General features: G+C 70.6%; 26 protein-coding genes and 1 pseudogene. 9 read left to right on the top strand and 18 right to left on the bottom strand.

Annotated features, from left to right (window positions below; genetic code table 11):
* Positions 1 to 894: 894 nt before the first annotated feature.
* Positions 895 to 2019, bottom strand: a complete 1125-nt coding sequence (locus BN1701_RS31380; protein ID WP_054054820.1) for a hypothetical protein — start codon at positions 2017 to 2019, stop codon at positions 895 to 897.
* 195 nt (positions 2020 to 2214) lie between these two features.
* Between BN1701_RS31380 and BN1701_RS31375 the strand changes: the two are divergent.
* Positions 2215 to 2667, top strand: a pseudogene (locus BN1701_RS31375) (metallophosphoesterase); the annotation flags it as partial.
* A 215-nt stretch (positions 2668 to 2882) separates the two neighbouring features.
* The gene (locus tag BN1701_RS31370; RefSeq protein ID WP_054056296.1) at positions 2883 to 3671 is read left to right on the top strand and encodes a chromosome partitioning protein ParB; all 789 of its coding nucleotides are present in this window, start codon (positions 2883 to 2885) and stop codon (positions 3669 to 3671) included.
* Between the two features lie 46 nt (positions 3672 to 3717).
* Here BN1701_RS31370 and BN1701_RS31365 read toward each other — a convergent pair whose 3' ends face one another.
* The 8 genes from BN1701_RS31365 to BN1701_RS31330 form a co-directional block, all read right to left on the bottom strand.
* Entirely contained in the window at positions 3718 to 4083 is a 366-nt protein-coding gene (locus tag BN1701_RS31365; protein ID WP_054054817.1) for a peptidase inhibitor family I36 protein, read from the bottom strand.
* Between the two features lie 149 nt (positions 4084 to 4232).
* Positions 4233 to 4754 (bottom strand): general stress protein, encoded by a 522-nt coding sequence (locus BN1701_RS31360; RefSeq protein ID WP_054054815.1) that lies wholly within the window; start codon positions 4752 to 4754, stop codon positions 4233 to 4235.
* 206 nt (positions 4755 to 4960) lie between these two features.
* Positions 4961 to 6157: an acyl-CoA dehydrogenase family protein gene (locus tag BN1701_RS31355; protein ID WP_054054813.1), complete on the bottom strand. Its 1197-nt coding sequence runs from the start codon at positions 6155 to 6157 to the stop codon at positions 4961 to 4963.
* 89 nt (positions 6158 to 6246) lie between these two features.
* Positions 6247 to 6435: a hypothetical protein gene (locus BN1701_RS31350; protein WP_054054811.1), complete on the bottom strand. Its 189-nt coding sequence runs from the start codon at positions 6433 to 6435 to the stop codon at positions 6247 to 6249.
* A gap of 63 nt (positions 6436 to 6498) precedes the next feature.
* On the bottom strand, positions 6499 to 7335 hold the full coding sequence (locus BN1701_RS31345; protein WP_054054810.1) for a slipin family protein: 837 nt from the start codon (positions 7333 to 7335) through the stop codon (positions 6499 to 6501).
* Positions 7336 to 7525: 190 nt separating this feature from the next.
* On the bottom strand, positions 7526 to 8317 hold the full coding sequence (locus BN1701_RS31340) for a hypothetical protein (RefSeq protein WP_054054808.1): 792 nt from the start codon (positions 8315 to 8317) through the stop codon (positions 7526 to 7528).
* A 319-nt stretch (positions 8318 to 8636) separates the two neighbouring features.
* Entirely contained in the window at positions 8637 to 9533 is an 897-nt protein-coding gene (locus tag BN1701_RS31335; RefSeq protein WP_255364666.1) for a CoA ester lyase, read from the bottom strand.
* Entirely contained in the window at positions 9526 to 10602 is a 1077-nt protein-coding gene (locus BN1701_RS31330; protein ID WP_054054806.1) for a CoA ester lyase, read from the bottom strand. The genes BN1701_RS31335 and BN1701_RS31330 overlap by 8 nt, the downstream gene beginning before the upstream one ends.
* A 120-nt stretch (positions 10603 to 10722) precedes the next feature.
* Here BN1701_RS31330 and BN1701_RS31325 point away from each other — a divergent pair, with 120 nt between their 5' ends.
* Positions 10723 to 11553 (top strand): aminoglycoside phosphotransferase family protein, encoded by an 831-nt coding sequence (locus BN1701_RS31325; protein ID WP_054054804.1) that lies wholly within the window; start codon positions 10723 to 10725, stop codon positions 11551 to 11553.
* 430 nt (positions 11554 to 11983) lie between these two features.
* On the opposite strand, the gene BN1701_RS31320 is transcribed toward BN1701_RS31325, so the two are convergent.
* A complete protein-coding gene (locus tag BN1701_RS31320) occupies positions 11984 to 12151 on the bottom strand; it encodes a hypothetical protein (protein WP_157368318.1) in 168 nt (55 codons plus the stop codon).
* 132 nt (positions 12152 to 12283) lie between these two features.
* Between BN1701_RS31320 and BN1701_RS31315 the strand changes: the two genes are divergently transcribed.
* Both BN1701_RS31315 and BN1701_RS31310 read left to right on the top strand, forming a co-directional pair.
* Positions 12284 to 13537, top strand: a complete 1254-nt coding sequence (locus BN1701_RS31315; RefSeq protein WP_369800684.1) for a magnesium transporter MgtE N-terminal domain-containing protein — start codon at positions 12284 to 12286, stop codon at positions 13535 to 13537.
* Entirely contained in the window at positions 13530 to 14066 is a 537-nt protein-coding gene (locus BN1701_RS31310; RefSeq protein WP_054054797.1) for a DUF1003 domain-containing protein, read from the top strand. Before BN1701_RS31315 ends, BN1701_RS31310 begins: the two co-directional genes overlap by 8 nt.
* On the opposite strand, the gene BN1701_RS31305 is transcribed toward BN1701_RS31310, so the two are convergent.
* Complete coding sequence (locus tag BN1701_RS31305) at positions 14063 to 14515, bottom strand: MarR family winged helix-turn-helix transcriptional regulator (protein WP_054056294.1); 453 nt, start codon at positions 14513 to 14515, stop codon at positions 14063 to 14065. The genes BN1701_RS31310 and BN1701_RS31305 overlap by 4 nt on opposite strands.
* Positions 14516 to 14640: 125 nt before the next feature.
* Between BN1701_RS31305 and BN1701_RS31300 the strand changes: the two genes are divergently transcribed.
* Positions 14641 to 15777 carry an Mrp/NBP35 family ATP-binding protein gene (locus BN1701_RS31300; RefSeq protein ID WP_369800656.1) on the top strand — a complete coding sequence of 379 codons (1137 nt, stop codon included), beginning with the start codon at positions 14641 to 14643 and terminating at the stop codon, positions 15775 to 15777.
* A gap of 3 nt (positions 15778 to 15780) precedes the next feature.
* On the opposite strand, the gene BN1701_RS31295 is transcribed toward BN1701_RS31300, so the two are convergent.
* Positions 15781 to 16239 carry a carboxymuconolactone decarboxylase family protein gene (locus BN1701_RS31295; protein WP_369800655.1) on the bottom strand — a complete coding sequence of 153 codons (459 nt, stop codon included), beginning with the start codon at positions 16237 to 16239 and terminating at the stop codon, positions 15781 to 15783.
* Positions 16240 to 16572: 333 nt separating this feature from the next.
* Between BN1701_RS31295 and BN1701_RS31290 the strand changes: the two genes are divergently transcribed.
* Positions 16573 to 17457, top strand: coding sequence for a sigma-70 family RNA polymerase sigma factor (locus tag BN1701_RS31290; RefSeq protein WP_054056293.1), 885 nt, complete (start codon positions 16573 to 16575; stop codon positions 17455 to 17457).
* 194 nt (positions 17458 to 17651) lie between these two features.
* On the opposite strand, the gene tatB is transcribed toward BN1701_RS31290, so the two are convergent.
* From tatB to sigE, 4 genes are all read right to left on the bottom strand, one after another.
* A complete protein-coding gene (gene tatB, locus BN1701_RS31285; protein WP_054054791.1) occupies positions 17652 to 18035 on the bottom strand; it encodes a Sec-independent protein translocase protein TatB in 384 nt (127 codons plus the stop codon).
* A 45-nt stretch (positions 18036 to 18080) separates the two neighbouring features.
* Positions 18081 to 19658: a trypsin-like peptidase domain-containing protein gene (locus BN1701_RS31280; protein ID WP_082860463.1), complete on the bottom strand. Its 1578-nt coding sequence runs from the start codon at positions 19656 to 19658 to the stop codon at positions 18081 to 18083.
* Positions 19659 to 20462: 804 nt separating this feature from the next.
* Positions 20463 to 21038 (bottom strand): zf-HC2 domain-containing protein, encoded by a 576-nt coding sequence (locus tag BN1701_RS31270; RefSeq protein ID WP_054054788.1) that lies wholly within the window; start codon positions 21036 to 21038, stop codon positions 20463 to 20465.
* A gap of 28 nt (positions 21039 to 21066) precedes the next feature.
* Positions 21067 to 21645, bottom strand: a complete 579-nt coding sequence (gene sigE, locus BN1701_RS31265) for an RNA polymerase sigma factor SigE (protein WP_054054786.1) — start codon at positions 21643 to 21645, stop codon at positions 21067 to 21069.
* Between the two features lie 240 nt (positions 21646 to 21885).
* Between sigE and BN1701_RS31260 the strand changes: the two genes are divergently transcribed.
* A complete protein-coding gene (locus BN1701_RS31260) occupies positions 21886 to 22515 on the top strand; it encodes an O-methyltransferase (RefSeq protein WP_054054784.1) in 630 nt (209 codons plus the stop codon).
* 349 nt (positions 22516 to 22864) lie between these two features.
* On the opposite strand, the gene BN1701_RS31255 is transcribed toward BN1701_RS31260, so the two are convergent.
* Together BN1701_RS31255 and glgC are read right to left on the bottom strand one after the other, a co-directional pair.
* Entirely contained in the window at positions 22865 to 23119 is a 255-nt protein-coding gene (locus BN1701_RS31255) for a hypothetical protein (RefSeq protein ID WP_054054782.1), read from the bottom strand.
* Positions 23120 to 23144: 25 nt separating this feature from the next.
* Entirely contained in the window at positions 23145 to 24374 is a 1230-nt protein-coding gene (gene glgC / locus BN1701_RS31250) for a glucose-1-phosphate adenylyltransferase (RefSeq protein ID WP_054054780.1), read from the bottom strand.
* A 155-nt stretch (positions 24375 to 24529) separates the two neighbouring features.
* Here glgC and glgA point away from each other — a divergent pair, with 155 nt between their 5' ends.
* Entirely contained in the window at positions 24530 to 25702 is a 1173-nt protein-coding gene (glgA, locus tag BN1701_RS31245; protein WP_054056291.1) for a glycogen synthase, read from the top strand.
* Positions 25703 to 25719: the final 17 nt, after the last annotated feature.

The following is a 25719-nucleotide window of genomic DNA, read 5'->3' as shown; positions in this document are numbered from 1 at the left end:
ACCCGGGCCAGGCCCGCCCGCGGTGGGCTCTGTCGACCCTCCACCAGCACCGGGACCACCAGCACCAGGACCACCAGCGCCAGGCCCACCGGATCCAGGGCCACCTGCCCCAGGACCACCAGTGCCGGGACCGCCCGCCTCGGGCCCACCCGGACCACCAGCGCCAGGCCCACCGGCTCCTGGCCCACCAGTCCCAGGGCCACCAGTCCCAGGCCCACCGGCCCCCGGATCACCGGCACCGGGACCACCAGTTCCCGGCCCGCCAGAACCAGGCCCACCAACTCCAGGCCCACCAGCACCGGGACCACCAGTCCCAGGGCCACCAGTCCCAGGCCCACCGGCCCCCGGATCACCGGCACCGGGACCACCAGTTCCCGGCCCGCCAGAACCAGGCCCACCCGGGCCGGGACCACCGGTTCCCGGGCCGCCGGAGCCAGGGCCACCTGAGCCAGGGCCACCGGTGCCTGGTTCGGGGTGTCCCGGGGTGTCGGGCGGCAACGTGCCTTTGCTGGGCGGGTACGGAAGGTCCTTGGGGACCTGGTTCGACGGATCCGGCGCCGGGACTGGCGCGGGTGCGGGCGGGGCAGGCGGCGGAACCGGTGCGGGGGCGGGGGCGGGGGCGGGGGCGGGGGCGGGTGTGACCGGAGCCGGGGCAGGCGCCGGTGGTGCCGGGACGGGCGGGACCGGCATCGGTGCCGGTGCCGGCGCTGGCGCTGGGAATGGTTCTGGGGTGGGGGTGGGCGGAACCGGCGTCGGCAATGGTGGGGGTGGGGGCTGCGGGGTGGGCATCGGCGGCGGTGTGTCGAACTCTGAGGCGTGTGGCTCGGCTTCGCGGAGTCGCTCCTCGATCAGGGACTCGCGCAGGAACTCTTCTCGCATGCTCTTGTGCTCCCCTTACAGCCCGATCACGGGCGGCGATGCCTTCTGGTCCAACGCGAACGGGTCTTCGGCGTCGAACGGGTAGCGCCTGCGGTGTTCGCCCTGGTCGCCCGCGCCCGCACCGCCCGCGCCCATGCCTCCCATCGGCATGCCGCCCATGCCCATGCCCCCGTGGCCCGCCGAGGCGGCGGCCGCGCCCGCGCCCGCGCCGGGCACGCCCGCGGGTTTGGCGCCCGAGCTGAGGGCCTCCGTGAGGCCGGTGGCCATGCCGGGTTGCAGCGGTCGGCCGGAGGCCGCGCCCGCGCTGCCTCCGCTGAGACCGCCACCTCCGCCGCCGAAGCCGCCGCCTGCGAAACCGCCACCCGATCCGGCGCCGCCCGTGCCGCGGGAGTCGGTGGGGCTGTCGTAGCCCTGGGCGCTGGTGGTGGGCTCGCCGCCGGTCAGGGAGGTCCAGCGGAGTACTACGTCGGTGACGTAGGAGACGTCGTTCCAGGTGGGCGGCCGGGTGACCGGTGGGGTGGTGGTCGGCGGGGGGAGCTGGGTGTCGGGGCCCTCGAAGCGGGGTGTCGCGGCGTCGATGCCGAGGGCGGCGCCCTCGAAGCGCTTCATGGCCTCGACGGCGACGGCTTTGAGTTTGGTCTGTTCCTGTTCGGCGGCGAAGGCGCTGTCGGCGCCCGCGGCCGTGCCGTTGATGGCGGCGGCGAGGGGACCACCCGCCGCGAGACCCCGCTCGGCGTTGTCGACGGCCAGGGCCCGGTCGACCGGCAGCGGCGGTGGAATCTGGGGCATGGCGTCCTGCGCGGCCTTGAGCGCGCCCGCGGCCTCCTGCACCGGATCGCCGATCTGGCGGGCGGTCTCCCCCAAGTCGCCCACCCAGCGCGCGTTGAGCGCGACGTCCTGCCGCGCCTGTTCGGCCGCGGCACCGGACCAGTAATGCATCAGGTCCTCAAGCGCGCCCGCCAGCACACTCGACGCGTCGGTGACCTCGGACCCGGCGGCCCGCCAGTCGTCGGCCAGCCGTTCCAGCTGGGGGGCACTCGCGTTCTCGGCGACCATCGCCACGAGCGCCTCCAGCGAGTAGGAGTCCCAGTTCACGCCACCCGTGACGTACCGGTCTCCCGCCTGCTGCCCACTGTCCATCGCACGAACTCCCCTCGGTGGCAAGGCGTTCTCCACCGCTCGTGACTGTGACCGCCCGAAGACGATCGCATCCGACGATCACGTTAGCCGTTCCGACGCACGGCGCGGTACAACAGTTCCCTCCCCCCGCCACATCTCGTTTCCCACCATCACATCGATACCTGAACGGACGTACGCTCGGGCGATGCCGAAGGTGCGCTCGACCGTCCGTGCGTGTTCGTACCAGGCAACCACGATGTCGACCTCTCGGGCTACACCTCCTCCCGCGGCCTGTGGACAACCGCCGGCGTCCCCACCGACTGGCCTGGGCCAACCGGCGCGGTGAACGTCGACTGCCGCGTCGCCGACGTCGACGGCCTGCGCATAGCGGGCCTGGGCGGCTCGATCCACTACAACGGCGGCCCCAACCAGTGGGCCGAACGCCAGATGGCCCGCCGCGCCACCTCGGCGACCGGGAGGACCCGCCGCACCGAGGCTTCGCCTGCCTGCACACGACTTTTGCGCGAGCTGCGGCCGACCGTGATGCCGCACGGCCACATCCATCCGCACGGGGAACCCGTTCCGGACCGGGTGGTGGGCGATACACGAGTGATCAACACGGTCGGCTACCGGATCCTCGACATCCCCGCCCCCACCGACAAGCCATGAACGCACCCGCGCGTTCGGACGAGACACTCGTGATCGAACCCCGGCAGCCGAACAGCCGCGGCAGTAGCCGGCCAGCGAGTCCCATCATCGAAACCCATGGGCGTCGCGGTCCGTTCGGTGTGGGTGGCCGTACCGACGATCATCACCGAGTGGAGGTAGCCGTGGCGCGTGATACCGGGTTTCCCCATGCCGACGCGGAGAACGACTTCCTGCGGATGCGCAGGCGCCAGGTGCTCTCCCGGCTTGGGGCGTGGCTGCGTCGGGAGCCGGATGACGTCAACATCATGTTGCCGTTCGACGAGGTCGTGGGCGCGTTGGGGCGTACCGGGGAGAAGCGGCTCGGGCTGCGGGTGATCCCGCTCGACTCGATCGTCGGGAGCGTGGATCGGACCCGGGACTTCGACCGCCGCTTCCGGCCTACCTCAGGGCGGGCCCGCGAGCGCTGGGAACGGCTGGCTCTCGCGCAGCGTCGGGGGGAGGCGATTCCGCCTATCGAGGTCTATCGCGTGGGGGACCTCCATTTCGTCTCGGACGGGCACCATCGGGTCTCGGTGGCGCACGCGCTGGACTTGAAGACGATCGACGCGTACGTCACCGAGATCGTCACTCGGGTGTCGGCGGCCGGGATCCGGTATCGGGGTGACCTGATCGTCAAGGACTACCGGCGGATCTTCCTCGACCGCGTTCCCCTACGGGGCGAGGCGCGGGCGGCGATCAACCTGACCGCGCCGTGGGACTACGCGGAACTGTCGGAGGCGGTGGAGGCGTGGGGCTTCCGGCTCATGCAGGACGAGCGGGCGTTCCTCGACCGGCAAACCGTCGCCGCGCGGTGGTACGCCGAGGAGTTCGTGCCCGTGACCACGATGCTCCGGCAGGCCGGGATGATCGACACCCAGACCGAGGCCGAGGCATACCTGTGGGTGATCGCCGAGCGCTACCGGCTCATCCGGACCCACCGCTGGGACGACGAGGTGATCACCGCCCTCCGCGACCGTCGCCACTGAGCGACAGCGATCTCGTTGACGTACGCGGGTCCGCGGCAGGCTGTCATCACAGTGTCCAGATCTGTACCGCCCGGACGGTGAACGGCGCCGACGGGACGAATGTGCCGCTGCCTGGATATGTGTCGAACTCGCCATCGGTCGAGCATTCCTGATCCTGATAGACCGTCGTCGGCATGCTCAGCCGGTTGATGAACGACCGCACGCCGATGTCCTCCGACAACGGCACGCACTCCTCCACTCCCGTATCCGACAGCGTCAGGACTATCAGTTCCCCACCGAAGTTCGGCTCGGACCACAGGCACAGCTCGCCCGCGTCACACGGGAGTGGATCCGCCGTGGCGGCGGCGCCGAGACCGAGCACTGTGGACAGTGCGAGCAGGACGGCGAGCGCGGCGCGAAAGATGGTGCGCATAAGGACATTCCCCTGTTCCCTCAGGCGCCTCGCCAGTCGAGGCGCCTGGTGTCCAGGGTGGAGAAAGATCGGCAAGCGGGCAAACAGTTGTCCACAGGCCCGCGTAGGTCAGGTTGTCGCGGGGTCTGCCGAGCAGGCCGCGATTCGGGCTAGCTCAGCCCGCCGGGGCCCATGGCGAGCTTGGCCAGCAGGTCGCGGGCCTTCTCGGCGTTGCGCGGCTGGGCGAGGACGTCGTAGCGGCCCGCGACCAGCTGGGTGGCCGAGGCGATCTCCCGGCCGCGGCCGCGCGTGCTCGCGTAGCCGACGGCGGCGAAGACCAGGCCGAACACCACGCCCGCGGACAGGCCGACGAGGATCGGCGCGAACGAGGCCTGCTGCTGGCTGAACAGCCCAAGCAGCAGGCCGACGAACAGGCCGAACCAGGCACCTGACAGCGCGCCGGTGCCGAGCACCTTCGGCCAGCTCAGCTTGCCGATGACGCGCTCCACCAGCATCAGGTCGACCCCGACGATGGTCACTTCCTCGACCGGGAACTCATTGCCCGCCAGGTGCTCCACCGCGCGGTGGGCCTCCTGGTAGGTGCCGTAGGACCCGATCGGCCAGCCGCTGGGCGGTGTCGGCACCTTGGGCAGACCCTGATTGGCTCGCGAGGAGCCCGAGAACGCGGTCATCCCTCCATCTTGCCAGGTAGTGCGCGTCCTCGGAATTTCAAGCCAGTGGTGTGTCCACGATCGTTGCCAGGCTCTCGACGGCCCAGCTTCCCGCAGGCCGCACCGCCGAAACGCCCAAGTACACCCCAGTACGAGCGGCATTCCGGCGGCACGCCCAGCGGAAACCTGGATCCGCCGATAGCCCGACAACGCTCATGGACACACCACTAGCCGCGTGACTTGTACTCCCGGAGCAGGCCGCGCGAGATGATGGTCTTCTGGATCTCGCTGGTGCCCTCGCCGATGAGCAGGAACGGGGCCTCGCGCATGAGGCGCTCGATCTCGTACTCCTTGGAGTAGCCGTAGCCGCCGTGGATGCGGAAGGACTCCTGGGTGACCTCGGCGCAGTACTCCGAGGCGATGAGCTTGGCCATGCCCGCCTCGACGTCGTTGCGCTCGCCCGAGTCCTTCAGGCGCGCGGCGTTGACCATCATCAGGTGGGCGGCCTCGACCTTGGTGGCCATCTCGGCGAGCTTGAAGGCGATGGCCTGGTGCTCGGCGATGGCCTTGCCGAAGGTCCTGCGCTGCTGGGCGTACTCTACTGCCAGCTCGAACGCGCGGATCGCGATGCCGCAGGCGCGGGCGGCGACGTTCACGCGGCCGACCTCGACGCCGTCCATCATGTACGAGAAGCCCTTGCCGGGCGCCTCGCCGAGGACCTTGTCGGCGCCGATGCGGAAGCCGTCGAACACGGCCTCGGTGGTGTCGACGCCCTTGTAGCCCATCTTGTCGATCTTGCCGGGGATGGTGAGCCCGGGAACGACCTCACCGAACCCGGACGGCTTGTCCACGAGGAACGTGGTGAGGTTCTGGTAGGGCTTGTCGGCGCCCTCGTCGGTCTTGGCGAGCAGGGCGATCAGGTTCGACGAGCCGCCGTTGGTCAGCCACATCTTGGCGCCGTTGATGACGTAGTCGTCGCCATCGCGCTTGGCGCGGGTCTTGATCGCGGCGACGTCGGAGCCCAGGTCCGGCTCGGACATGGAGAACGAGCCGCGGACCTCGCCGGTCGCCATCTTCGGCAGGTAGTGCGCCTTCTGCGCGTCCGTGCCGTGCTGCTTGACCATGTGGGCGACGATGAAGTGGGTGTTGATGACACCCGACACGCTCATCCAGCCGCGGGCGATCTGCTCGACGACCAGCGCGTAGGTGAGCAGCGACTCGCCGAGACCGCCGTACTCCTCCGGGATGGTGAGCCCGAACAGGCCCATCTCCTTCATGCCCTCGACGATGTCGGTCGGGTACTCGTCCGCGTGCTCCAAGGCCTGCGCGTGCGGGATGATCTCCTTGTCCACGAAGTCCTTGACCGTGGACAGGATCTCCCGCTGGACGTCAGTCAGTCCGGCGGTCTGGGCGAGGCGGGCCATGCGAGCTCCCTAGGCGAGACGGCACTTGAGTTACCCAGGAGTATCTACTGGTTAACGCCCGTTCGCGGCACAGAAGTGCGCAGGACCACTCAGCCCGCGCGCAGCACCAGCCGGTCGCCGCAGCCGCGGCACTCCTCGGCGAGGATGTACACGTCGGCCCCACAGCCGTCGCAGGAGCGGAAGCTGCGGTCGAAGAGGTCGTCGGCCTGGCGGCGGCGTCCGCCGAACAGGCTCAGAAGACTTCGGCCCTCCGATGAGGTGTCGCGGTGTCTACCCATGCCCCTAGCGTCGCCTGCCGGGTGGGGGTCAAAGCAAGCTCCGGCCGTGATCTGTGCGTTATGTCACGACAACCTTTCACGTCCCGTGACGTCGTTGACCTGCTCCGTGACCTTTCCGTGTCCTCCGGGATCGGTAACGAACCGATTACTGGACGCGGCCTCCAGGAACCGGAGCAGCTCGACCGGGAAGGGCAGCACCAGCGTCGAGTTCTTCTCCGCGGCGACCTCCACCACCGTCTCCAGCAGGCGCAGCTGCAGCGCGGCGGGGGTGTCGGCCATGGTCCTGGCGGCCTCGGCGAGCTTGTGCGAGGCCTGGAGTTCGCCATCGGCGGAGATGACCCTGGCGCGGCGCTCGCGTTCGGCCTCGGCCTGGCGGGACATGGACCGCTTCATCGACTCCGGCAGCGCGACGTCCTTGATCTCGACGCGGTCGATGTGGATCCCCCACTCCAGGGCGGGGCTGTCGATCATCATCTCCAGGCCCTGGTTGAGCCGTTCGCGGTTGGACAGCAGGTCGTCGAGGTCGCTCTTGCCGATGATCGACCGCAGCGAGGTCTGCGCGGTCTGGCCCACCGCGTACTGATAGTCCTGCACGGACACCACGGCCAGGACTGGATCGATGACTTTGAAGTAGACGACCGCGTCGACCCGGACCGTCACGTTGTCGCGGGTGATGCCGTCCTGGGCTGGCACCGGCATCGTCACGATCTGCATGTTGACCTTCTGCAGCCGATCGGCGGCCGGGAGCAGCACCGCGAGGCCGGGTTGGCGCACGTGGGGGCGCACGCGGCCGAAGCGGAAGACGATGCCGCGCTCGTACTGGCGCACGATCCTGGTGCACGTGCTCAGGATCACCGCGGCGGTGAACAGGGCCGAGGCCAATACATAGAGGAGAACCATGGTGGGCTCCCTTTTCCCACTCTCGATGTTACTCCCCGCCCGCGTTAGTCCAGGTGAGTGAACTCGCCGGGAAAGTCCCCTGGTCAGCGTGGGACTGGATAGGTTCGCGCGACGGGAACGGCCCGATGCCGTGGGCACCGGGCCGTCCGCGAGGCGGTGTGATCAGCGCTTTGGTCGGCTGGTGATCACATCACCGACGGGGGAGAGAATCGATACGGGCGTTGAGGTCGGCGATGAACACCCGCCGGAGGTAGTCGTCGCTGACACCGGGATGCACCAGACGCAGATAGTGCTGGGCGAGTTCGGCCAGGGCGTCGCCGCGGCGGTGCGCCTCGCCGACCTCGCGGCGCAGTTGGTGTTCGCGGCGCTGGAACTCCGACCGCTGGTCCCGCAGACGTGCGTGAAGCACGGCCTGGACTGCCGACTCGCGCGCGCTGGGCGGGTCGATCTCGCGCGGCCGGGAGACGGTGACCGCGCCGACCGAGTCGTGGATCTGCCCGCGCGACACCTCCGGGTCGTCGATCCAGGACGGCAGCCTGATCACCCCGGTGTACCCGCTGCCGGGACTGCGCAGCGTCGCCGCGCGACAGTACAGTCCCGCGGCCATCGCGGTGATCACCGGCCGGTTTCCGTCGGACACCGCGACCGCCAGCACGTCGCGGATCTCCTCCCACCGCGGCCTTCTGCGGGCGCCGCGCCCGAGGAACTTGGAGCACTTCTTCTGCAGGTCGCCCAGATCACTGCCGTAGGCCCAGTGGCCAGGCAGGTGGCCGTATTCCTCGGCCACGGCCCGATAGGACTCACTCAGGGAGTCGTTCTCGTCGACCAGCACGACAAGCAGGAACAGGACGAGCTTGCGGTCGTCGGGACTGAGCTTGTCGTTGGTGAAGTCGGCGGTGGTCCGCAGCCTGCTGAGCGCGGGCCTGCCGCGTCTGCCCGCCGCGCGCGACGGCGCGGGCGTTTCCTCCTGCTCATCGAGCACTCGAATCGTTCCTCTTCTCCGTGTCGATTAGTCCCAAAACAACTCGCCATGACGGGAAAGGCGGAGTGATCACTCGCCGGAGTGGCGACAATTCAGTACCCCTCGGGCCGCGGTGCAAGTGCCCGAACGGGTGAACATCGGCCGTACCATAGCGCGTTTCCACGACTCTTCGTCACCTCCAACCGCCCGGTTCCGCACGCGGATATGCGCCCGGATTCGGGGCAACCTTTCGTCGGCGACGGAGGTCAGAGAATGCGCGGAAACGCGGACCGCCCGCGCCGGGGAAAGGCGCGGGCGGTCCGGCGGAGCACTGTGCGGATCAGCCCAGATCGTCGATCGCGGCGGCGACGGCGAGGATCCGGCGGGCGTTGTCGACGTGCAGGTTCTCGATCATTCGGCCGTCCACGGTGACCACGCCGCGCCCCTCGGCGGCGGCCGCCTCGAACGCCTCGATGATCTTGCGCGACTGGGCGACCTCGGCCTCGGACGGAGCGAAGGCCTGGTTGCACGGCTCGATCTGGCCGGGGTGGATCAGCGTCTTGCCGTCGAAGCCGAACTGCCTGCCCTGCAGGCATTCCGCGGCGAAGCCGTCGAGGTCCTTCACGTCGTTGTAGACGCCGTCGAGGATGACCTTGCCGGTCGCCCTGGCCGCCAGCAGCGCCAGCGACAGCCCGCCCAGCAGCGGCGCGCGGCCGGGCACGTGCTCGGCGTGCAGTTCCTTGGCCAGGTCGTTGGTGCCCATGACGAACACCGTCAGCCGCTCGGACGCCGCGGCGATGTCATGGGCGCGCAGCATGGCGATGGGCGTCTCGACCATCGCCCAGATCGCGGTGTGGTCGGGGGCGCCCGCGGCCTCCAGCGCGCGCTCGATGGCGTGCACCTCGGTGGCGCTGTTGACCTTCGGGACCACGACGGCGGCGGGCCCGGCCTTGGCGGCGGCCCGCAGGTCGTCGGCGTGCCACTGGGTGCCAAGGCCGTTGATCCGGATGGTCAGCTCGCGGTTGCCGTAGCCGCCGTTCGCGACGGCCGCGCAGACCCGCTCGCGCCCCTCGGCCTTGGCGTCGGGGGCCACGGAGTCCTCCAGATCGAGGATCAGCGCGTCGGCGGGCAGGGTCTTGGCCTTCTCCAGCGCGCGCTCGTTGGCGCCCGGCATGTAGAGGACCGACCGGCGGGGGCGCGGTGCCGAACCGGTGTCAGGCAGCGTCGACTCACTCACTGGCCAGCGCCTCCTTGGTGGCGGTGTCGTAGGCGGAGGCCAACTCGGGGTCGCGCGCGGCGAGGGCGTCGGCGAGTTCGGCCACGACGCGGCACTGCTTCACCGTGGCGTCGTCCTGCATCTTGCCGTCGATCATGACCGCGCCCGTGCCGTCACCCATCGCCGCGATGACCCGCCGCGCCCACGCGACGTCCTCCGGGGCCGGGGAGAAGACCTTCTTGGCGATGGCGATCTGCTTGGGGTGCAGGCTCCACGCGCCGACGCAGCCGAGCAGGAAGGCGTTGCGGAACTGGTCCTCGCAGGCCACGACGTCGGCGATGTCGCCGAACGGGCCGTAGTACGGCAGGATCCCCGCGCCCGCGCAGGCGTCGACCATGCGCGCGACGGTGTAGTGCCACAGGTCCTGCTGGTATGTGGTGCGGCCCTCGGTCAGATCGTCGCCGACGGGGTCGGTGCGCACGAGGTAGCCGGGGTGGCCGCCGCCGACCCTGGTGGTCTTCATCCGGCGGCTCGCGGCGAGGTCGGCCGGGCCCAGCGAGATGCCCTGCATGCGCGGGCTCGCGGTGGCGATCTCCTCGACATTGGCCACGCCGCTGGCGGTCTCCAGGATGGCGTGCACCAGCAGCGGCCGCTCCAGGCCCGCACGGGCCTCGAGCTGGGCCAGCAGCCGGTCGACGTAGTGGATGTCGTGGGCGCCCTCGACCTTCGGGACCATGATCACGTCGAGCTTGTCGCCGACCTCGGTGACCAGGGTGACCAGGTCGTCGAGGACCCACGGCGAGTCGAGGCTGTTGACCCTGGTCCACAGCTGGGTGTCGCCGAAGTCGGTGGCCCTGGCGATCTTCACCAGACCCTCGCGCGCGGCCTCCTTGCGGTCGGCGCGCACGGCGTCTTCCAGGTTGCCGAGGACGACGTCGGCCTGCGCGGCCATGTCCGGCACCTTCGCGGCCATCTTCTCGTTGCTCGGGTCGAAGAAGTGGATCATGCGCGACGGCCGGAACGGGATCTCCCGCACCGGCTCGGGCGCACCTACCGCGAGCGGGCGGAAGAAGTCCTTCGGTGAACGCATCGAGCCTCCGTTCGGAACGGGGTTAACCGGCCGGTAACCACTGGAGAGTTGTAGTCGACCACGCCTGGATCTGGACCGCCATTGTGGCCACCGCGACATCGGTGTGGCCACACTGACACTGTGCTCACCGTGCCCGCCGACTTCGCCGACGGCTTCACCGAACCCGACGAACTCCGCTGGATCGCCGACCTGCCCGACCTCGCCACCCGCTGCGCCCGCCGCTGGGACCTGACGCCGGACGGCGAGCCGAACTACGGATACGTCGCCCTCGTCGTCCCGGTCCGGCGCGCGGACGGCTCCCCCGCGGTCCTGAAACTTCCCTGGCCGCACGAGGAAGCCGAACACGAGGCGCTCACACTGTCCCTTTGGGACGGAGACGGCGCGGTCCGGCTGCTCGCCCACGAGCCGTCGGACTGGTCGATGCTGCTCGAACGGCTCGACCCCGACACCTCCCTGCTCGACGTCCCGATCACCGAGGCGATCGAGGTCGTGGCGGGCCTGGCGCGCAGGCTCGACCGCCCCTCGCCCGCCGTCGTGCGCCACGTCCGGACCACCGCCGAACAATGGGCGGACGAACTCGCCGCCAGCGACTGCGCGGTGCCCCGCGAACTAGTCGAACAGGCCGTCGCGTACTGCCGCGAACTGGCGCCGAGAGCGGGAAACCGGCTGGTCAACGAGGACCTGCACTACGAGAACGTGCTGCGCGGCGAGCGGGAACCGTGGCTGGTGATCGACCCGAAGCCGATCGCGGGCGACCCGGAGTTCGGCGTGCTCGCCCTGCTGTGGAACCGCATAGACGACCCACGCGCCCGCCTCGACGCCGTGGTCGCCGCGATGGACCTCGACCACGACCTCGCCCGCCGATGGTCGTTCGTCCGGGCGGTCGAGACCTGGGTCGACGAAGAGGACAGCCCCGGAGCCAGGGCCGTCGCACTCGCACTCGCCGAGTAGCCCAATTCCGGGGATAGGCCCGCCTGGTCGCCCACTTCGACGCGGCGACGCCGGCGGCGGTGCGGCTGTCGCCGTCGCCCGCGCGACGAGTTCGTGCTGATCCCACCAAGGGCCGCGCGGGCCGCGCCGTCGTCCACCGCCGCACCGACCGCGGCACGGCCCTCGCCGACCGATGAACAAGCACAGCCGGGGCGCTGGGCCCCGGCCGTACCCCCTGGCCACAAGCTCACCGCACCACCACCACCCTTGCCAAACGATTCGACACGACTCGAATCGTTGGCCGATGGGTGGACCGGAACACGCCGCGGTAGTGGCCGCTCCCCTCGGACCCGTGATCGTGGCCACCTTCGACGCCGCCACGTGGCCGGTGTTCGACTGTCGCCGTCACCCGCAGTCGAGAGCCGCCGGAGCTGGTCGCCCGTCAGCTGGGCTACGCCGGGGTCACCGCCCGCGACGCGCTGGCCGCCGCCGACGCGGGCACGTTCGGCAAGCGGGCCGCGCGTGGCCTGGAGCGGTTCTGGGCATACGCGATCGAGGACGGCTGGCCCGGTCTGCGCGACCGGATCGACGCGGACCTCTCGTACCGGGTGCGGTTCATGGCCACCGAGGGCGTCTGGTCGCCAAGACCCGCCACCGCCGGTCGGTCCTCTATCGACGGACCGAGCGCGGCGACGCCCTGCGCTGAGCGGTGAGGCGGGCGATTCGCGGATAGCCTGACGGCGTGGCAGGCATCAGCAAGATCTTCGTCGCGCAGCTCCTTGGCCTGCCGGTGTTCGGCCCAGACGGCGAGTCCATCGGCAAGATCCGCGACCTGGTGGCCGGGCTGCGCGTCGACGGGCAGCCGCCCAGGGTGCTGGGCATGGTGGTGGAGCTGGCGACCCGCAGGCGGATCTTCGTACCGATGCTGCGGGTCACCTCGATCGACCCGAACGCCATCACCCTGGCGACCGGCTCGGTCAACATGCGCCACTTCCACCAGCGACCCAACGAGGTCCTCGTCGTCGGCCAGCTCCTCGACGCCCGGGTCGACATCGTGGCGACCGGGACCACCGCGGTCGTGGTCGACATCGCGATGGAGCCGACCCGCACCCGCGACTGGGTGCTGGGCCGGGTCGCCATCCGCGAGCGCACCGGCAGGCTGGGGCGGCGCGGGCCGATCCAGGTGCTGCCGTGGTCGGAGATCCGCTCCCCCGGCGTCACCGAACTCAGCGGGCAGCCGCAGGACGCCCACCAGCTCGTCGCCGTGTTCGACACCATGCGCGCCGCCGACGTGGCGACCGCGCTGCAGGACCTGCCGTCCAAGCGCCGCTACGAGGTGGCCGACGCGCTCGACGACGAACGGCTCGCCGACGTCATCGAGGAACTGCCCGAGGACGACCAGAAGGACATCCTGACCCACCTCGACGAGGAACGCGCCGCCGACATCCTGGAGGCGATGGACCCCGACGACGCCGCCGACCTGCTGGCCGAGCTGTCCGAACCGGACAAGAACCGCTTCCTGGAACTGATGGAGCCCGAGGAGTCCGCACCCGTGCGCAGGCTGCTGGAGTACTCGTTCGACACCGCGGGCGGCCTGATGACCCCGGAGCCGATCGTGCTCACCCCGGACGCGCCGATCGCCGAGGCGCTGGCCAGGGTGCGCAACCCCGACCTCACCCCGGCGCTGGCCAGCATGGTGTTCGTGTGCAGGCCGCCGTCGGCCACCCCGACCGGCCGCTACCTTGGCTGCGTGCACATCCAGCGGCTGCTGCGCGAGCCGCCGTTCGACCTGGTCGCGGGGGCCATCGACAAGAAGCTGACGAGCCTGCGGCCGACCGACTCACTGGTCGAGGTCACGCGGTTCTTCGCCACCTACAACCTGGTGTGCGCGCCGGTCGTGGACGCCGAGGACCACCTGCTCGGCGCGGTCACCGTCGACGACGTGCTCGACCACCTGCTGCCCGACGGCTGGCGCGAGCGGGGCGCGGAGCCCGTCGATGCCTGAGCCCACTTTCCGCCGTCGCCTCGACCAGCCGCGGCGGCCGCGCACGCTGCGCTTCGAGTTCGACCCCGAGGCGTTCGGCCGGTTCTCCGAGCGGCTGGCCAGGTTCCTCGGCACGGGGAAGTTCCTGTTCTGGCAGACGATGCTGGTGATCGGCTGGATCACGCTGAACCTGGTGGCCGTGTCCTACCAATGGGACCCGTACCCGTTCATCCTGCTCAACCTGGCCTTCTCGACCCAGGCCGCGTACGCCGCGCCGCTGATCCTGCTCGCGCAGAACCGGCAGGACGACCGCGACCGGGTGTCGCTTGAGGAGGACCGGGCGCGGGCCGCGCAGACCAAGGCCGACACCGAGTACCTCGCCCGCGAACTGGCCGCGCTGCGCCTGGCCATCGGCGAGGTCGCCACCCGCGACTACCTGCGCGGCGAACTCGACAAGCTGCGCGGCGACCTCAAGGGCACCAAGAAGTCCAAGGCCAAGGCGACGGCGGCCCAGTCCATCGTCGACGACCCGCGCTGGGACGATGGCTAGTCGACCAGTTTCGCGCAGAGGTCGCCCATGTCCTGAAGTTCGTCGGGTTCGAAGCGGGCGACGAAGTGGCGAACGACACCGTCGAGGTGGGTGCGCGACGCGGTGCGCAGCGTGTTCAGGCCGCCCTCGGTGAGCGTCGCCACAACACCGCGCCCGTCGCCCGCGACCCGCTCGCGCGAGACCAGGCCGACGCGTTCGAGCCGGTCGACCAGCCGGGTCACCCCGGACCGGGACAGCAGCACGGCGTCGGCCAGTTCGGCCATCCGCAGTTTGCGGCCGGGCGCTTCCGCGAGCTGGACCAGCACGTCGTAGCCGCCGAGCGACAACTTCTGCTCGGTGACCAGCTCGGCCTCCAGCGCACGGGTGATGCGGGCGTGGGCGCGCAGGAAGGTGCGCCAAGCGTGGAGCTCTTCACGGGTGGGCCGGGCGGACTGGTCCGGCACGGTCAAGGGGTCCTCCTGGTAGCCAAGCGGCTTCACAATGTTACGGAACACGTTCTACCCGCCGCGCGCTGGCCTGTGGCGCCCGCCATCCGCACGTCGACACGCCGCTACCCGCCCGTAGCATGGGGCATGTGACAACTCTTCCCACCGTCGACACCGTGCGCGCCGCCCTGGCCAAGGTCGAGGACCCGGAGATCCACAAGCCGATCACCGACCTGGGCATGGTCAAGGACGTGACCGTGCACGAGGACGGCCGCGTGGACGTCGCGATCTTCCTGACCGTCGCGGGCTGCCCGCTGCGCGACAAGATCACCCGGGACGTGACGGCCGCGGTCATCGGGCTGCCCGGCGTGACCGACGTGCGCGTCGAACTCGACGTGATGAACGACGCGCAGCGCACCGCCCTGCGCAAGTCGCTGCGCGGCGACAGTGAGGAACCGCGCATCCCGTTCGCCGAACCGGGCTCGCTGACCAGGGTCTACTGCGTCGCGTCCGGCAAGGGCGGGGTGGGCAAGTCCAGTGTCACGGTGAACCTGGCGGTCGCGATGGCCGCGCGCGGGGTGAAGGTCGGCATCGTCGACGCCGACATCTACGGCCACTCGATCCCGCGCATGGTCGGCACCAACGAGAAGCCGACCAAGGTCGAGAAGATGATCCTGCCGCCAGAGGCCAACGGCGTGAAGGTCATCTCCATCGGCATGTTCACCCCGGGCAACACCCCGGTCGTCTGGCGCGGCCCGATGCTGCACCGCGCCCTGCAGCAGTTCCTCGCCGACGTGTTCTGGGGCGACCTGGACGTGCTGCTGCTCGACCTGCCGCCCGGCACCGGCGACATCGCCATCTCGGTGGCCCAGCTGATCCCCAACGCCGAGATCCTCGTGGTGACGACCCCGCAAATGGCCGCCGCCGAGGTCGCCGAGCGCGCGGGCGCGATCGCCCTGCAGACCCGGCAGCGGGTGGCGGGCGTGATCGAGAACATGTCCTGGCTGGAGATGGCGGACGGCACCCGGATGGACGTCTTCGGCTCCGGCGGCGGCCAGACCGTCGCCGACTCCCTGTCGCGCGCCGTCGGCTCGGATGTGCCCCTGCTCGGCCAGGTCCCGCTCGACCCGCGCCTGCGCGAAGGCGGCGACGCGGGCCAACCGCTGGTCAAGTCCACACCGGACGCCCCCGCGGCGCGCGTGTTGAACGAGATCGCCGGGAAGCTGTCCATGCGGGCCCGCGGGCTGTCCGGGCGGATGCTGTCGGTGTCGCCCGCGGGCCGGTAGGTGTCAGCCGACGATCTGCCTGCTGGCCGCGTTGAGCCGGTTCCACAGGTTGACCGTCGCGATCCCCATGATCAGAGTCGCCAGCGCCTGCTCATCGAAGTGCCTGGCGGCCTCGTCGTAGATGTCGTCGGGAACGGGCCCGTCGGTGAGCTTCGTGGTCGCGTCGGTGAGCGCCAACGCGGCCCGCTCAGCTTCGGTGAACCGAGTCGTCTCGCGCCACGCGCCCACCGCCCAGATGCGTTCGTCACTCGCCCCGGCCTTCTTGGCATCCCGCGCGTGCATGTCGACGCACACACTGCACCCGTTGATCTGACTGGCGCGCAGGTAAACCAGGTGCAGGGTCTGCGCGGGAACGCCCCCCTTGTTGATCGCCTTACCCAACCCCAGCAGCGCCTGCATCGCGTCTGGAACGATCATCGCCGGGTTGGCCATCCGTGCCTGCATGTCGATCTCCCTTGTCACAATTGCTCTTCGCCGTCCGTCAAAGCGCTGACGGATCTCGACGGAGGAATGTGACCGATGGACGACAAGAATTTCCCGGCAGACTTTTTCGCTCCGCTGCCCGACGGCAGCGGTGTCCTGGCCGACTTGCCTGCTGACCCTGGCGACGTTGACCCCAGCCGATCATCGGCGCGTGACGCCGACCCCCGCCGGTTACCCGCGAACCCCAGCCACACCAACGAAAGCCCGCCTGCCGCTCCTGACACCAGTCGCCAGCAGACCAACTCGCGTGACTCCGACCCCAGCCGGTTGCCTGCCAACCCCAGCCACGCCAACGAAAGCCCGCCAGCCAATCTGAGCGACGTCGACCGGAGCCGCTTGCTGGCAGACCGCTTCGAGGCCGACCGCGGCCACCTTCGCGCCGTGGCCTATCGGATGCTGGGCTCCCTCACCGAGGCCGAGGATGCCGTGCAGGAGGCCTGGCTGCGCCTGAACCGCTCGGACACCACCGCCGTCGACAACCTCGGCGGCTGGCTGACCACCGTCGTCGGACGCGTGTGCCTGGACATGCTCCGCACCCGCAAATCCCGCCGCGAGGCCCCTCTCGACACGTCGCTGCCCGAGCCGATCGTGGGCCAGGTGGACACCATCGACCCCGAGCACCAAGCCGTCCTGGCCGACTCGGTCGGACTCGCGCTCCTCGTCGTCCTGGAGACCCTGGGCCCAGCCGAGCGACTGGCTTTCGTGCTGCACGACATGTTCGGGGTGTCCTTCGACGAGATCGCCCCCATCGTCGGCCGCACCCCCGCCGCGGCCCGCCAACTCGCGAGCCGCGCCCGGCGGCGGGTCCAGGGCACACCCGCGCCCGAGGCCGACCTGGGCAGGCAGCGGGCGGTGGTGGAGGCATTCATGGCCGCGTCCCGCGGCGGGGACTTCGACGCGCTCGTCGCGGTGCTCGATCCCGACGTCGTCCTGCGTGTCGACGGTGGGCTGCTTGCGCCGTCCAAGGTCGTCACCGGCGCGGCGAACGTGGCGGGGAACGCGCTCATGTTCTCCCACTACGCGCCGTTCGCGCGGCTGGCGATGGTCAACGGGGCCTTTGGCACCGTGACCGTGCGCGACGGTCAGCCGATCTCGGTGATGGGGTTCACCGTCGTGGGCGCGCGGATCGTGGAGATCGACATCTTGTCGGATCCCGAACGCCTCGGGCTGCTGGACCTGACCGCGTTCTCGGGCTAGACGCCGCGTTCTCGGCCTAGACGCTGCCATGTCGCGGGCTAGACGCTGCCATGTCGGGCTTGAACGCTGTCTCCCTTGGCTACGCGCTGGCCGGAGTGCGTAGGCCGGGCGTTTCCGGGCGACACTTTTTATTCAACGGAGCAGTTTGATCATGAAATCAGGACACATTCCGGGTAACAGCTTGATAACGGCGATCAGGTCGCGTCCGGATCGAACGCGGGCTTCTCGGCGGGCTTGGGGGGATCGGCGGGGGCGGGCGCCGGGGGGAGCGCGGGTTGGGGGGCGTAGCCGTTGGGCTTGACGCCGTTCTCGCCGTCGCCGAAGAGGTGGTTGGCGACCATCTGTTTGGGGTCGAGGCTGCGCAGTTGACGTAAGTCGTTCAGGGGTTTGCGCAGGTCGTCGTACTCGGGGCCGAGTTCGGTCTTGAGCTGGTCGCGGGCGCCGGTGGCGTATTCGCGGACCTTGCGCATCGTCTTGCCCACCCACGCGGCGGCGTCGGGAAGGCGTTCGGGGCCGAGGATGAACAAGCCGGCGACGCCGAGTACCAGGATCTCGGCCCAGCCAATGCTCTCGAACACCCTGCTTACCTCCGATTCAAACTGCTGCGATGCCAGGTTAGCCGGTCAATCTGACTGGAGGGTTACCTGAATGGTGAGCTCCTGCCCCTGCCGGGCCAACACCACCGGAACCGTCTGCCCCGGCTGGTGGGTGCGCACCGCCACGGTCAGTTCGGCGGCGTTGCGGACGTGGCGGTCGCCGACCTTGCGGATGACGTCACCCTCGGCGATTCCGGCGCGGGCGGCGGCGCCGCCTTCGTTGACGTTGACGACTTGCGCACCCTCGGCGGTCTCGGCCGACACCGACCGGACGTTGGCACCTAGGTCGGCGTGCTTGACCGATCCGTCGCGGATGAGGGCCTCGGCGATGCGTTTGGCGTCGTTCGACGGGATGGCGAAGCCGAGGCCCACGCTGCCGGTGTTGCCCTGGCCGCTGCTGCGGATCGCCGAGTTGATGCCGACGAGCGCGCCGGTCGAGTCGACCAAGGGGCCGCCGGAGTTGCCCTGGTTGATCGAGGCGTCGGTCTGGATGGCGTCGTAGGTGATCGGGGACTGGCCGTTGTCGCCGCCCGCGACCACCGGCCGGTGCAGCGCGCTGACGATGCCCTCGGTGACGGTGTCGGTGAGCCCGAGCGGGGAACCGACCGCGATGACCGAGTCGCCGACCTTGAGTTCGTCGGAGTTGCCGAACTGCAGGACCGTCGGGTTGTTGACATCGACTTTGATCACGGCGAGGTCGGTCTTCGGGTCGGTGCCGACCAGCTTGGCCTCGGCCCTGGTGCCGTCGGTGAAGACGGTGGTGATCTTGGCTTTCTCGTCGGCGCGGCCTTCGAGGGTCACGACGTGCCAGTTGGTGACGATGTAGCCCGCGCCGTCGATCAGCACGCCGGAGCCGGTGCCGCCGCCCTGTTCGATTTTGACCTCGATGGAGACCACGGCGGGCCGCACCCTGGCGGCGATGTCGGAGACCGAACCCACGGGCCGTTCCTTGCCTGCTTCGGCCTGCGCGAGGGTGACGTCGCTGGTCAGCGCGTCGCCGCCGCGGGCGACAAACCAGCCGACCAGTCCACCCGCCGCGCCGATGAGCAGCGCGACCACACCGAGGACGCCGAGCGCGACGGGCTTGACCCGCCTGCCGAACAGCACCTCGGAGACGCTGAGGAGAGCGCCCGGTGCGCGCCGGGCGGGTTTGGCGTCGGAGTCGTCGTCGCGGTCGAGTGCGGGCGGGCCGATGACCGCGCCCGCCGCCGGGTCGCGCCAGGGGTCGAAGCTGTCCTCGGCCCAGAGCGGCTCGTCCTGGCTCGCCGTGGAGCGGGAGGAGCCGGGCGGGCGTTGGAGGATCACGTCGCGCTGGCCCAGGGGCCTGCCGAACGCGCTGACCAGGGCTTCGGGCGTGGGCGGAACGGAGTTGAGGGCGCCGAGCGGGGCGGGGGCGGCGGCTTTGGGCGAGAACGCGCCGTCGACGCCCACGGGCCTGCCGAAGACGGCGGCGTTGGACGGGTCGACCGGCGGACGCTCCAGCGGACGCGGGCCGACGCGCTGGTGAGCGGGCACAACGCCGGCGGCGGGCGCCGGGTCGGCGGCGGGCGCGGCCGCGCCGGTGAGTACCGCGCTGCCGGTGGGCACCGCATCGCCAGTGGGCATCGCATCGCCAGTGGGCATCGCATTGCCTGCGAACACGGCGGCGGGCGCGGCCCCGGTGGTCGGCATCGCCCTGCCTGCGGCCACAACATCGCCGGGCACGGCGGCGGTAGCGGACGCGCTGCCGGCAGGCGCCGCACCACGGGCGGGAGCGGCGTGCGCCCCATCGCCGGTGGACACGGCGTGCGCGGTGGGAGCGGCGGGCGCGGCGGGCGCGGCGTTTCGGGGAGGCACGACGCCTGCGCCAAGCGCGTCATAGCCGGTAGGCACGGCATCGCCAGCGGGAGCGCCATCGCCAGCGGGAGCGGCGTACGCGGCGGACGCGGCGTTTCCGGGAGACGTGACGCCAGCGCCAAGCGCGTCATAGCCGGTGGACACGGCATCGCCGGCAGGAGCGGCGGACGCGGTCGGCACAGCGCTTCCCGGAGACGCGACGGCCGCGGTCGGCGCGGCGCCGGCGGTGGGTGCGAAGCCAGTCGGCGCGGTGCCGGCGGCGGGCACCGCACTACCGATCGGAGCGGCTGCGGTCGGCGCGGCGCTGGTGAGGTGGGTGCCTGCGGGTTGCGGGGTCGGGATGCTCGCGGTGTGGTTCGGCGAGGAAGACGGGGTACTACTCGACGTGTCCTGCGACAGCGGCGACAGGGTGGCGTCAGGGCCGGCTATCGAGGTTGGGCCGTCCCACTGCGGCCCCGGACCAGGGGGCTGCGGGATGGAGACCGTGGGCTCGGCCGAGTGGTCCGCGGCGTCGGGCGTCGGGTTGTCGTTCATCGCTGTTCAGCATGCCTGGGCGACGGTTAAGTGGGCGTACTAGCGCGCCGACGCGGTGCCGAAGGTGGCGATGAGGGACTGGATCGGCTCGGAGCCGACGAAGCCGACTGGCTCAACGTCGGCGCCGGTCGCCGGTTCGGTTGGGTCCGAGCCGGTGTTGACGAACGCGAGCGCGCCGAGTACCAGGCCGGAGACGACCACGCCCGCGCCCTGGGCGGCGCGGCGGACTGGGTGGCGGCCCAGGACTGTGCGGCCTTCGCCGAGTTTCGGGGAGGAGCCCAGGGGGACGCTGGTGCCGAAGGCGGCGCGGTCGGTGCGTTGGACGGCGACAAGTTGGCCGTCGGCGCTGACGGCGAGGCCGTCTGGGGTGGCTGGGAGCTCGACTTCCTGCGGGATGGCGCGCAGGGACGCGAGCAGGCCCGCGGGCATCGACGGGGTGTCGGCGGCGCGGACGGCGGCCCTGGCCTGGCGTTGGGCGCTGATGTCTGCGGCGCACCACGGACAGCGGGCGAGGTGCGCGGTGACCCGGTCCACGACCGTGCGGGGCAGCTCACCGTCGACGAACGCGACGACCGCGTCGGGGAGCAGGTGCTGTTCGGGCAGCCCGAAGCTCATCGTGTCGACTCCACGAGCAGAGAGACGGTCATGACAGCCCTTCCTGGGCACGCTCGCGGCGGCGCTCCAGCGACGCGCGCAGGGCCTGGCGGCCCCGGTGGATCCTGCTGCGCACAGTACCCAGCTTCACCCCGAGGGTGGCGCCGATCTCCTCGTAGGAAAGGCCCTCCACGTCACACAGGACGACCGCGGCCCGGAACTCGGGCGGCAACTCGTCGAGCGCGGCCTGCAGGTCGGGGTCGAGATGGGTGTCGGAGTAGACCTGTTCGGGGCTCGGGTCGTCGCCCGCGAGCCGGTCGGTGTCCTCCGGCAGTCCCTCCATGCGCAGCCGCGAGCGGCGGCGGGCCATGTCGAGGAACAGGTTGGTGGTGATGCGGTGCAGCCAGCCCTCGAACGTTCCGGGCTTGTAGGACGCCAGCGACCGGAACACCCGGATGAAGGTCTCCTGGGTGAGGTCCTCGGCGTCGTGCGCGTTGCCGGTGAGGCGGTAGGCGAGGCGGTAGACCCGGTCGCCGTGTTCGCGCACGATCTCGTCCCAGGACGGCGGCGTCCATCCGGTGTCGAGCCCGACAGGCGCCTCGACCGGTGCCATGGCTTGCGTCTGCATCGTGGGGATACGCACCTCCTGAAGGCTGTGTTGCCCACTGACTGACCCAACGCGTGTGCCGCCCACGTTGTTCCCCCTTCGCGACAGGTTCCCCGACTAGTCACGAGAATGGAGTACGCCCATGTGGCGACCGTGAGAGTCGGCTGAGACTCAGCTGAGAAAAACTGGCGGAAAACCAGTTGCGTGGTCCTCGGCAAGGTTCACCCGATTTTGGGACTTCCGTCGCTAGTCTGCGTTCCTGTGGGACCGGATACCGTCGCCGACCTGAGCGAGTACGTCGAGGGATTCCTCGCCGAGGACGACTCGCTGACTTCGGCACGAGCGCGTGGGGTCAAGCTCGGCTGCGCACCGGTCAGCCCCGCCACCGGCGCGGCGCTGCGGTTCCTGGCCACGGTGCTGCAGGCCAAGGCCGTGGTGGAGGTCGGGACCGGCACCGGGGTGAGCGGCCTGTCGCTGCTGCGCGGCATGGCCCCCGACGGCGTGCTGACCTCGATCGACGTCGACCCGGAGAACCAGGCGTACGCCAAGCGCACGTTCAGCGACGCGGGTGTCGCCCCCGGCCGGACCCGGTTGATCATGGGCCGCGCGCTCGACGTGCTCCCCCGGCTGACCGACGGCGGCTACGACCTGCTGTTCGCCGACGCCGCGAAGCTCGAATACCCGGCCTACGCCGAGCAGGGCGTGCGGCTGCTGCGCCCCGGCGGCGTGCTGGCGTTCGACAACGTGGGCGGGCTGGCCGACCCGAACCGCAAGGACCCGGAGGCCGCGGCGCTGCGTGAGGTGGCGCGGGCCGTGCGGGAGGACGACCAACTGGTACCGCTGCTGCTGCCGCTGGGCGGCTGCCTCCTGGTCGCCGCGAAAACCGCCTGAGCTCTGCCCTTGGCGCCCGGGGGCGCGCGCTCGGCCGCCTCAAGGTGACGTATTGGGTGCGTGAACACGCCAGACTTCGTCGGCGCGTTCACGCACCCGATACGTCACCGCGGCCGAGCGGTGGTTGTTGCGTAGCAACATCAAGGCTCTAGAGAAAATGAGGCTCTAGCAAATGAGGAAACCTCGTTGACGTCCGGTTGCCGCGGACGATCTCGAGGCCCGCGGCGCCGAGGGTGAGGCGCAGCCCCCACCCAACCCAGGGGGGCGTCCCCTGGCCCAGTCTATCGGTGGTGGGGTTTGGGGATAAGGGAATGGCGCTGGCTGTGGATGGTCGCCGGGATGTGGATAACTAGAGGTTGTCGCTGCCCGTGCCGATGAAGAAACCGACGCCGCCTGCCGCGAGCAAGCCGAACAGCGTCACGATCAGGCCCCACTCGACCGACGAGCCGAAGATGAACCAGGCCAGGACCGCGAACTGGAAGAAGACGACCAAGCCGGACAGCACGCCCGCCACCGGGTGCCACGGCCGCCCGCTGCCCCTGGCTTCGCCGACCGGGGTCATCTGCCAGACCTCGCGGTACGGGTCGCGCGGGCTCTCGTCCATTCCCACAAGGTAGACGAGCGGGCCGTCAGCGCGTGGGGGTTTCCGCGCGGACGCCCTTGCCGAGGACGACCACGTCACCGGCGCTGACCGTGTACTGCTCCCGGTCGGCGGCCAGGTCGACCCCGATCCGGGCGCCGTCGGCGACGATCACGTTCTTGTCCAGGATCGCGCGGCGGACCGTGGCGCCCTTTCCGACGCGCACACCGGGCAGCAGGACGCTGCCCTCGACCACCGCGCCGGGCTCGATCATCACGTCGGCGCTGATCACGGAGTCGATCACCGAGGCGCCGGAGATGATGGAGCCGGGGCCGACGATCGACTCGACCGCCGAGCCCGCGTTGACGAACTTGGCGGGCGGCAGCGGCGGCGTGGCGGTCCTGATGGGCCACTGCTGGTTGTAGAGGTTGAACACGGGGTGCACCGACACCAGGTCCTGGTGCGCCTCGTAGTAGGCGTCGAGCGTCCCGACATCGCGCCAGTAGCCGCGGTCGCGTTCGGTGGCGCCGGGGACCTCGTTGTCGTCGAAGTCGTACACATGGGCCGTGCCCGCGTCGACGAGCATCGGGATGATGTCGCCGCCCATGTCGTGCAGGGAGTCGGGGTTGGCCGCGTCGGCGCGCAGCGCGTCGAGCAGGGTCGGGGTGGAGAACAGGTAGTTGCCCATCGACGCGAAGGTCACGTCGGGGTCGTCGGGCACCGACGGCGGCTCGGCGGGCTTCTCCAGAAATCGGGTGATCTTCCCGTCGGCGGAGGAGTCGATGCATCCGAACGCGCGGGCCTCCGCGCGCGGCACGCGGATCCCGGCGACGGTGACCCCGGCGCCGGAGTCGACGTGCTGCTCGACCATCTGCCACGGGTCCATCCGGTAGACGTGGTCGGCGCCGAAGACGGCGATGTAGTCGGGGCGTTCGTCGTAGACCAGGTTGAGCGACTGGTAGATCGCGTCGGCGCTGCCGGTGTACCAGCGGGGGCCGAGCCGCTGCTGGGCCGGGACCGGGGTGATGTACTGCCCGAGCACACTGGACAGTCGCCAGGTGGTCGAGATGTGCTTGTCCAGCGAGTGCGACTTGTACTGGGTGAGCACGCAGAGCTGGTGGAAGCCCCCGTTGACCAGGTTCGACAGTACGAAGTCGACAAGCCGGTAGTTGCCCCCGAAGGGGACTGCGGGCTTAGCGCGGTCGGCCGTCAGCGGCCACAGCCGCTTCCCTTCACCGCCCGCCAGCACAATGCCCAGTACGCGTGGCTGGCCCTTCACGAAACGACCCTAACCGCCGGTAGGTGGCAACGGCCAGTGAAGACGCGGCGACCCGCCCGCGGTTGCCGACACGTTCACCCGTGCGCCGCAGCGTGTTCGCGCGGCGCTCGCCTTGGCGTGCACAGGACAGCGGCGGATGTCCTACGGTGGCCGGTGTGCACATCGGACTGCTGACGCGCGAGTACCCGCCGGAGGTCTACGGCGGCGCGGGGGTGCACGTGGGGGCGCTGGTCCCCCGGCTGCGCGAGCTGGTCGATGTCGACGTGCACCGGATCGGCGGCCCGGTTGAGGGCGCCACCGCCCACGAGCCGCCGCCGGGCCTGGCCGGGGTGAACGCCGCGCTGGGCATGATCGGCGCCGATCTCTCGATCGCCGCGGGCGTCGGCGGGCTCGACGTGGTCCACTCGCACACCTGGTACGCCAACCTCGCGGGCCACGTGGCGGGGCTGCTGCACGGCGTCCCGCACGTGATCACCGCCCACTCGCTGGAGCCGCGCAGGCCGTGGAAGGCCGAGCAGCTCGGCGGCGGCTACCGGCTGTCGTGCTGGATCGAGCGCACCGCCTACGAGTCCGCCGACGCGATCATCGCGGTCAGCGACGGGATGCGCGCCGACGTCCTGGACTGCTACCCGGAGCTGGCCCCTGAGCGCGTCCACGTGGTCCGCAACGGCATCGACACCGCCGAGTACCACCCGGTCGCCGAGTCCGACGCGCTGGAGCGGGAGGGCATCGACCCGGCGCGGCCGATCGTGGTTTTCGTGGGTCGCGTCACCCGCCAGAAGGGCCTCGGGCACCTGGTCGCCGCGGCCCACCGGATCGACCCCGCCGCCCAGGTCGTGCTGTGCGCGGGCGCGCCGGACACCCCGGAGATCGCCGCGGAGACCGAGGCCGCGGTGGCTGAACTCGCGGATGTGCGCGGCGGGGTGTTCTGGATCCAGCGGATGCTGCCGCGCACGGACGTGCGGCAGCTGCTCAGCCACGCCACCGTGTTCGTCTGTCCCTCGGTCTACGAGCCGCTGGGCATAGTGAACCTGGAGGCGATGGCGTGCGGGACCGCGATCGTGGCCTCCGACGTCGGCGGCATCCCCGAGGTCGTCGCCGACGGGCACAACGGGCTGCTCGTCCACTACGACGAGGCCGACGCCGCTTCCTACCGGACGGGACTGGCCGACGCGGTGAACCGGCTGCTCGCCGACCCGGCGCGGGCGGCGGCCATGGGCGCGGCCGGGCGGGTCAGGGCCGAGCGCGAATTCTCCTGGGCGACGGTGGCCGAGCGGACTGTGGACGTCTACGAACGCGTACTCGCTGAGAGTCCGATCAGGGACTGACCCGTACTCTGTGCGGT

The organism is Alloactinosynnema sp. L-07 (genome assembly GCF_900070365.1).
In the GTDB taxonomy this organism is placed as follows: Bacteria; Actinomycetota; Actinomycetes; order Mycobacteriales; family Pseudonocardiaceae; genus Actinokineospora.
Note: the sequence above shows the minus strand (reverse complement) of the source record. Positions and strands in the feature narration are given on the sequence as shown.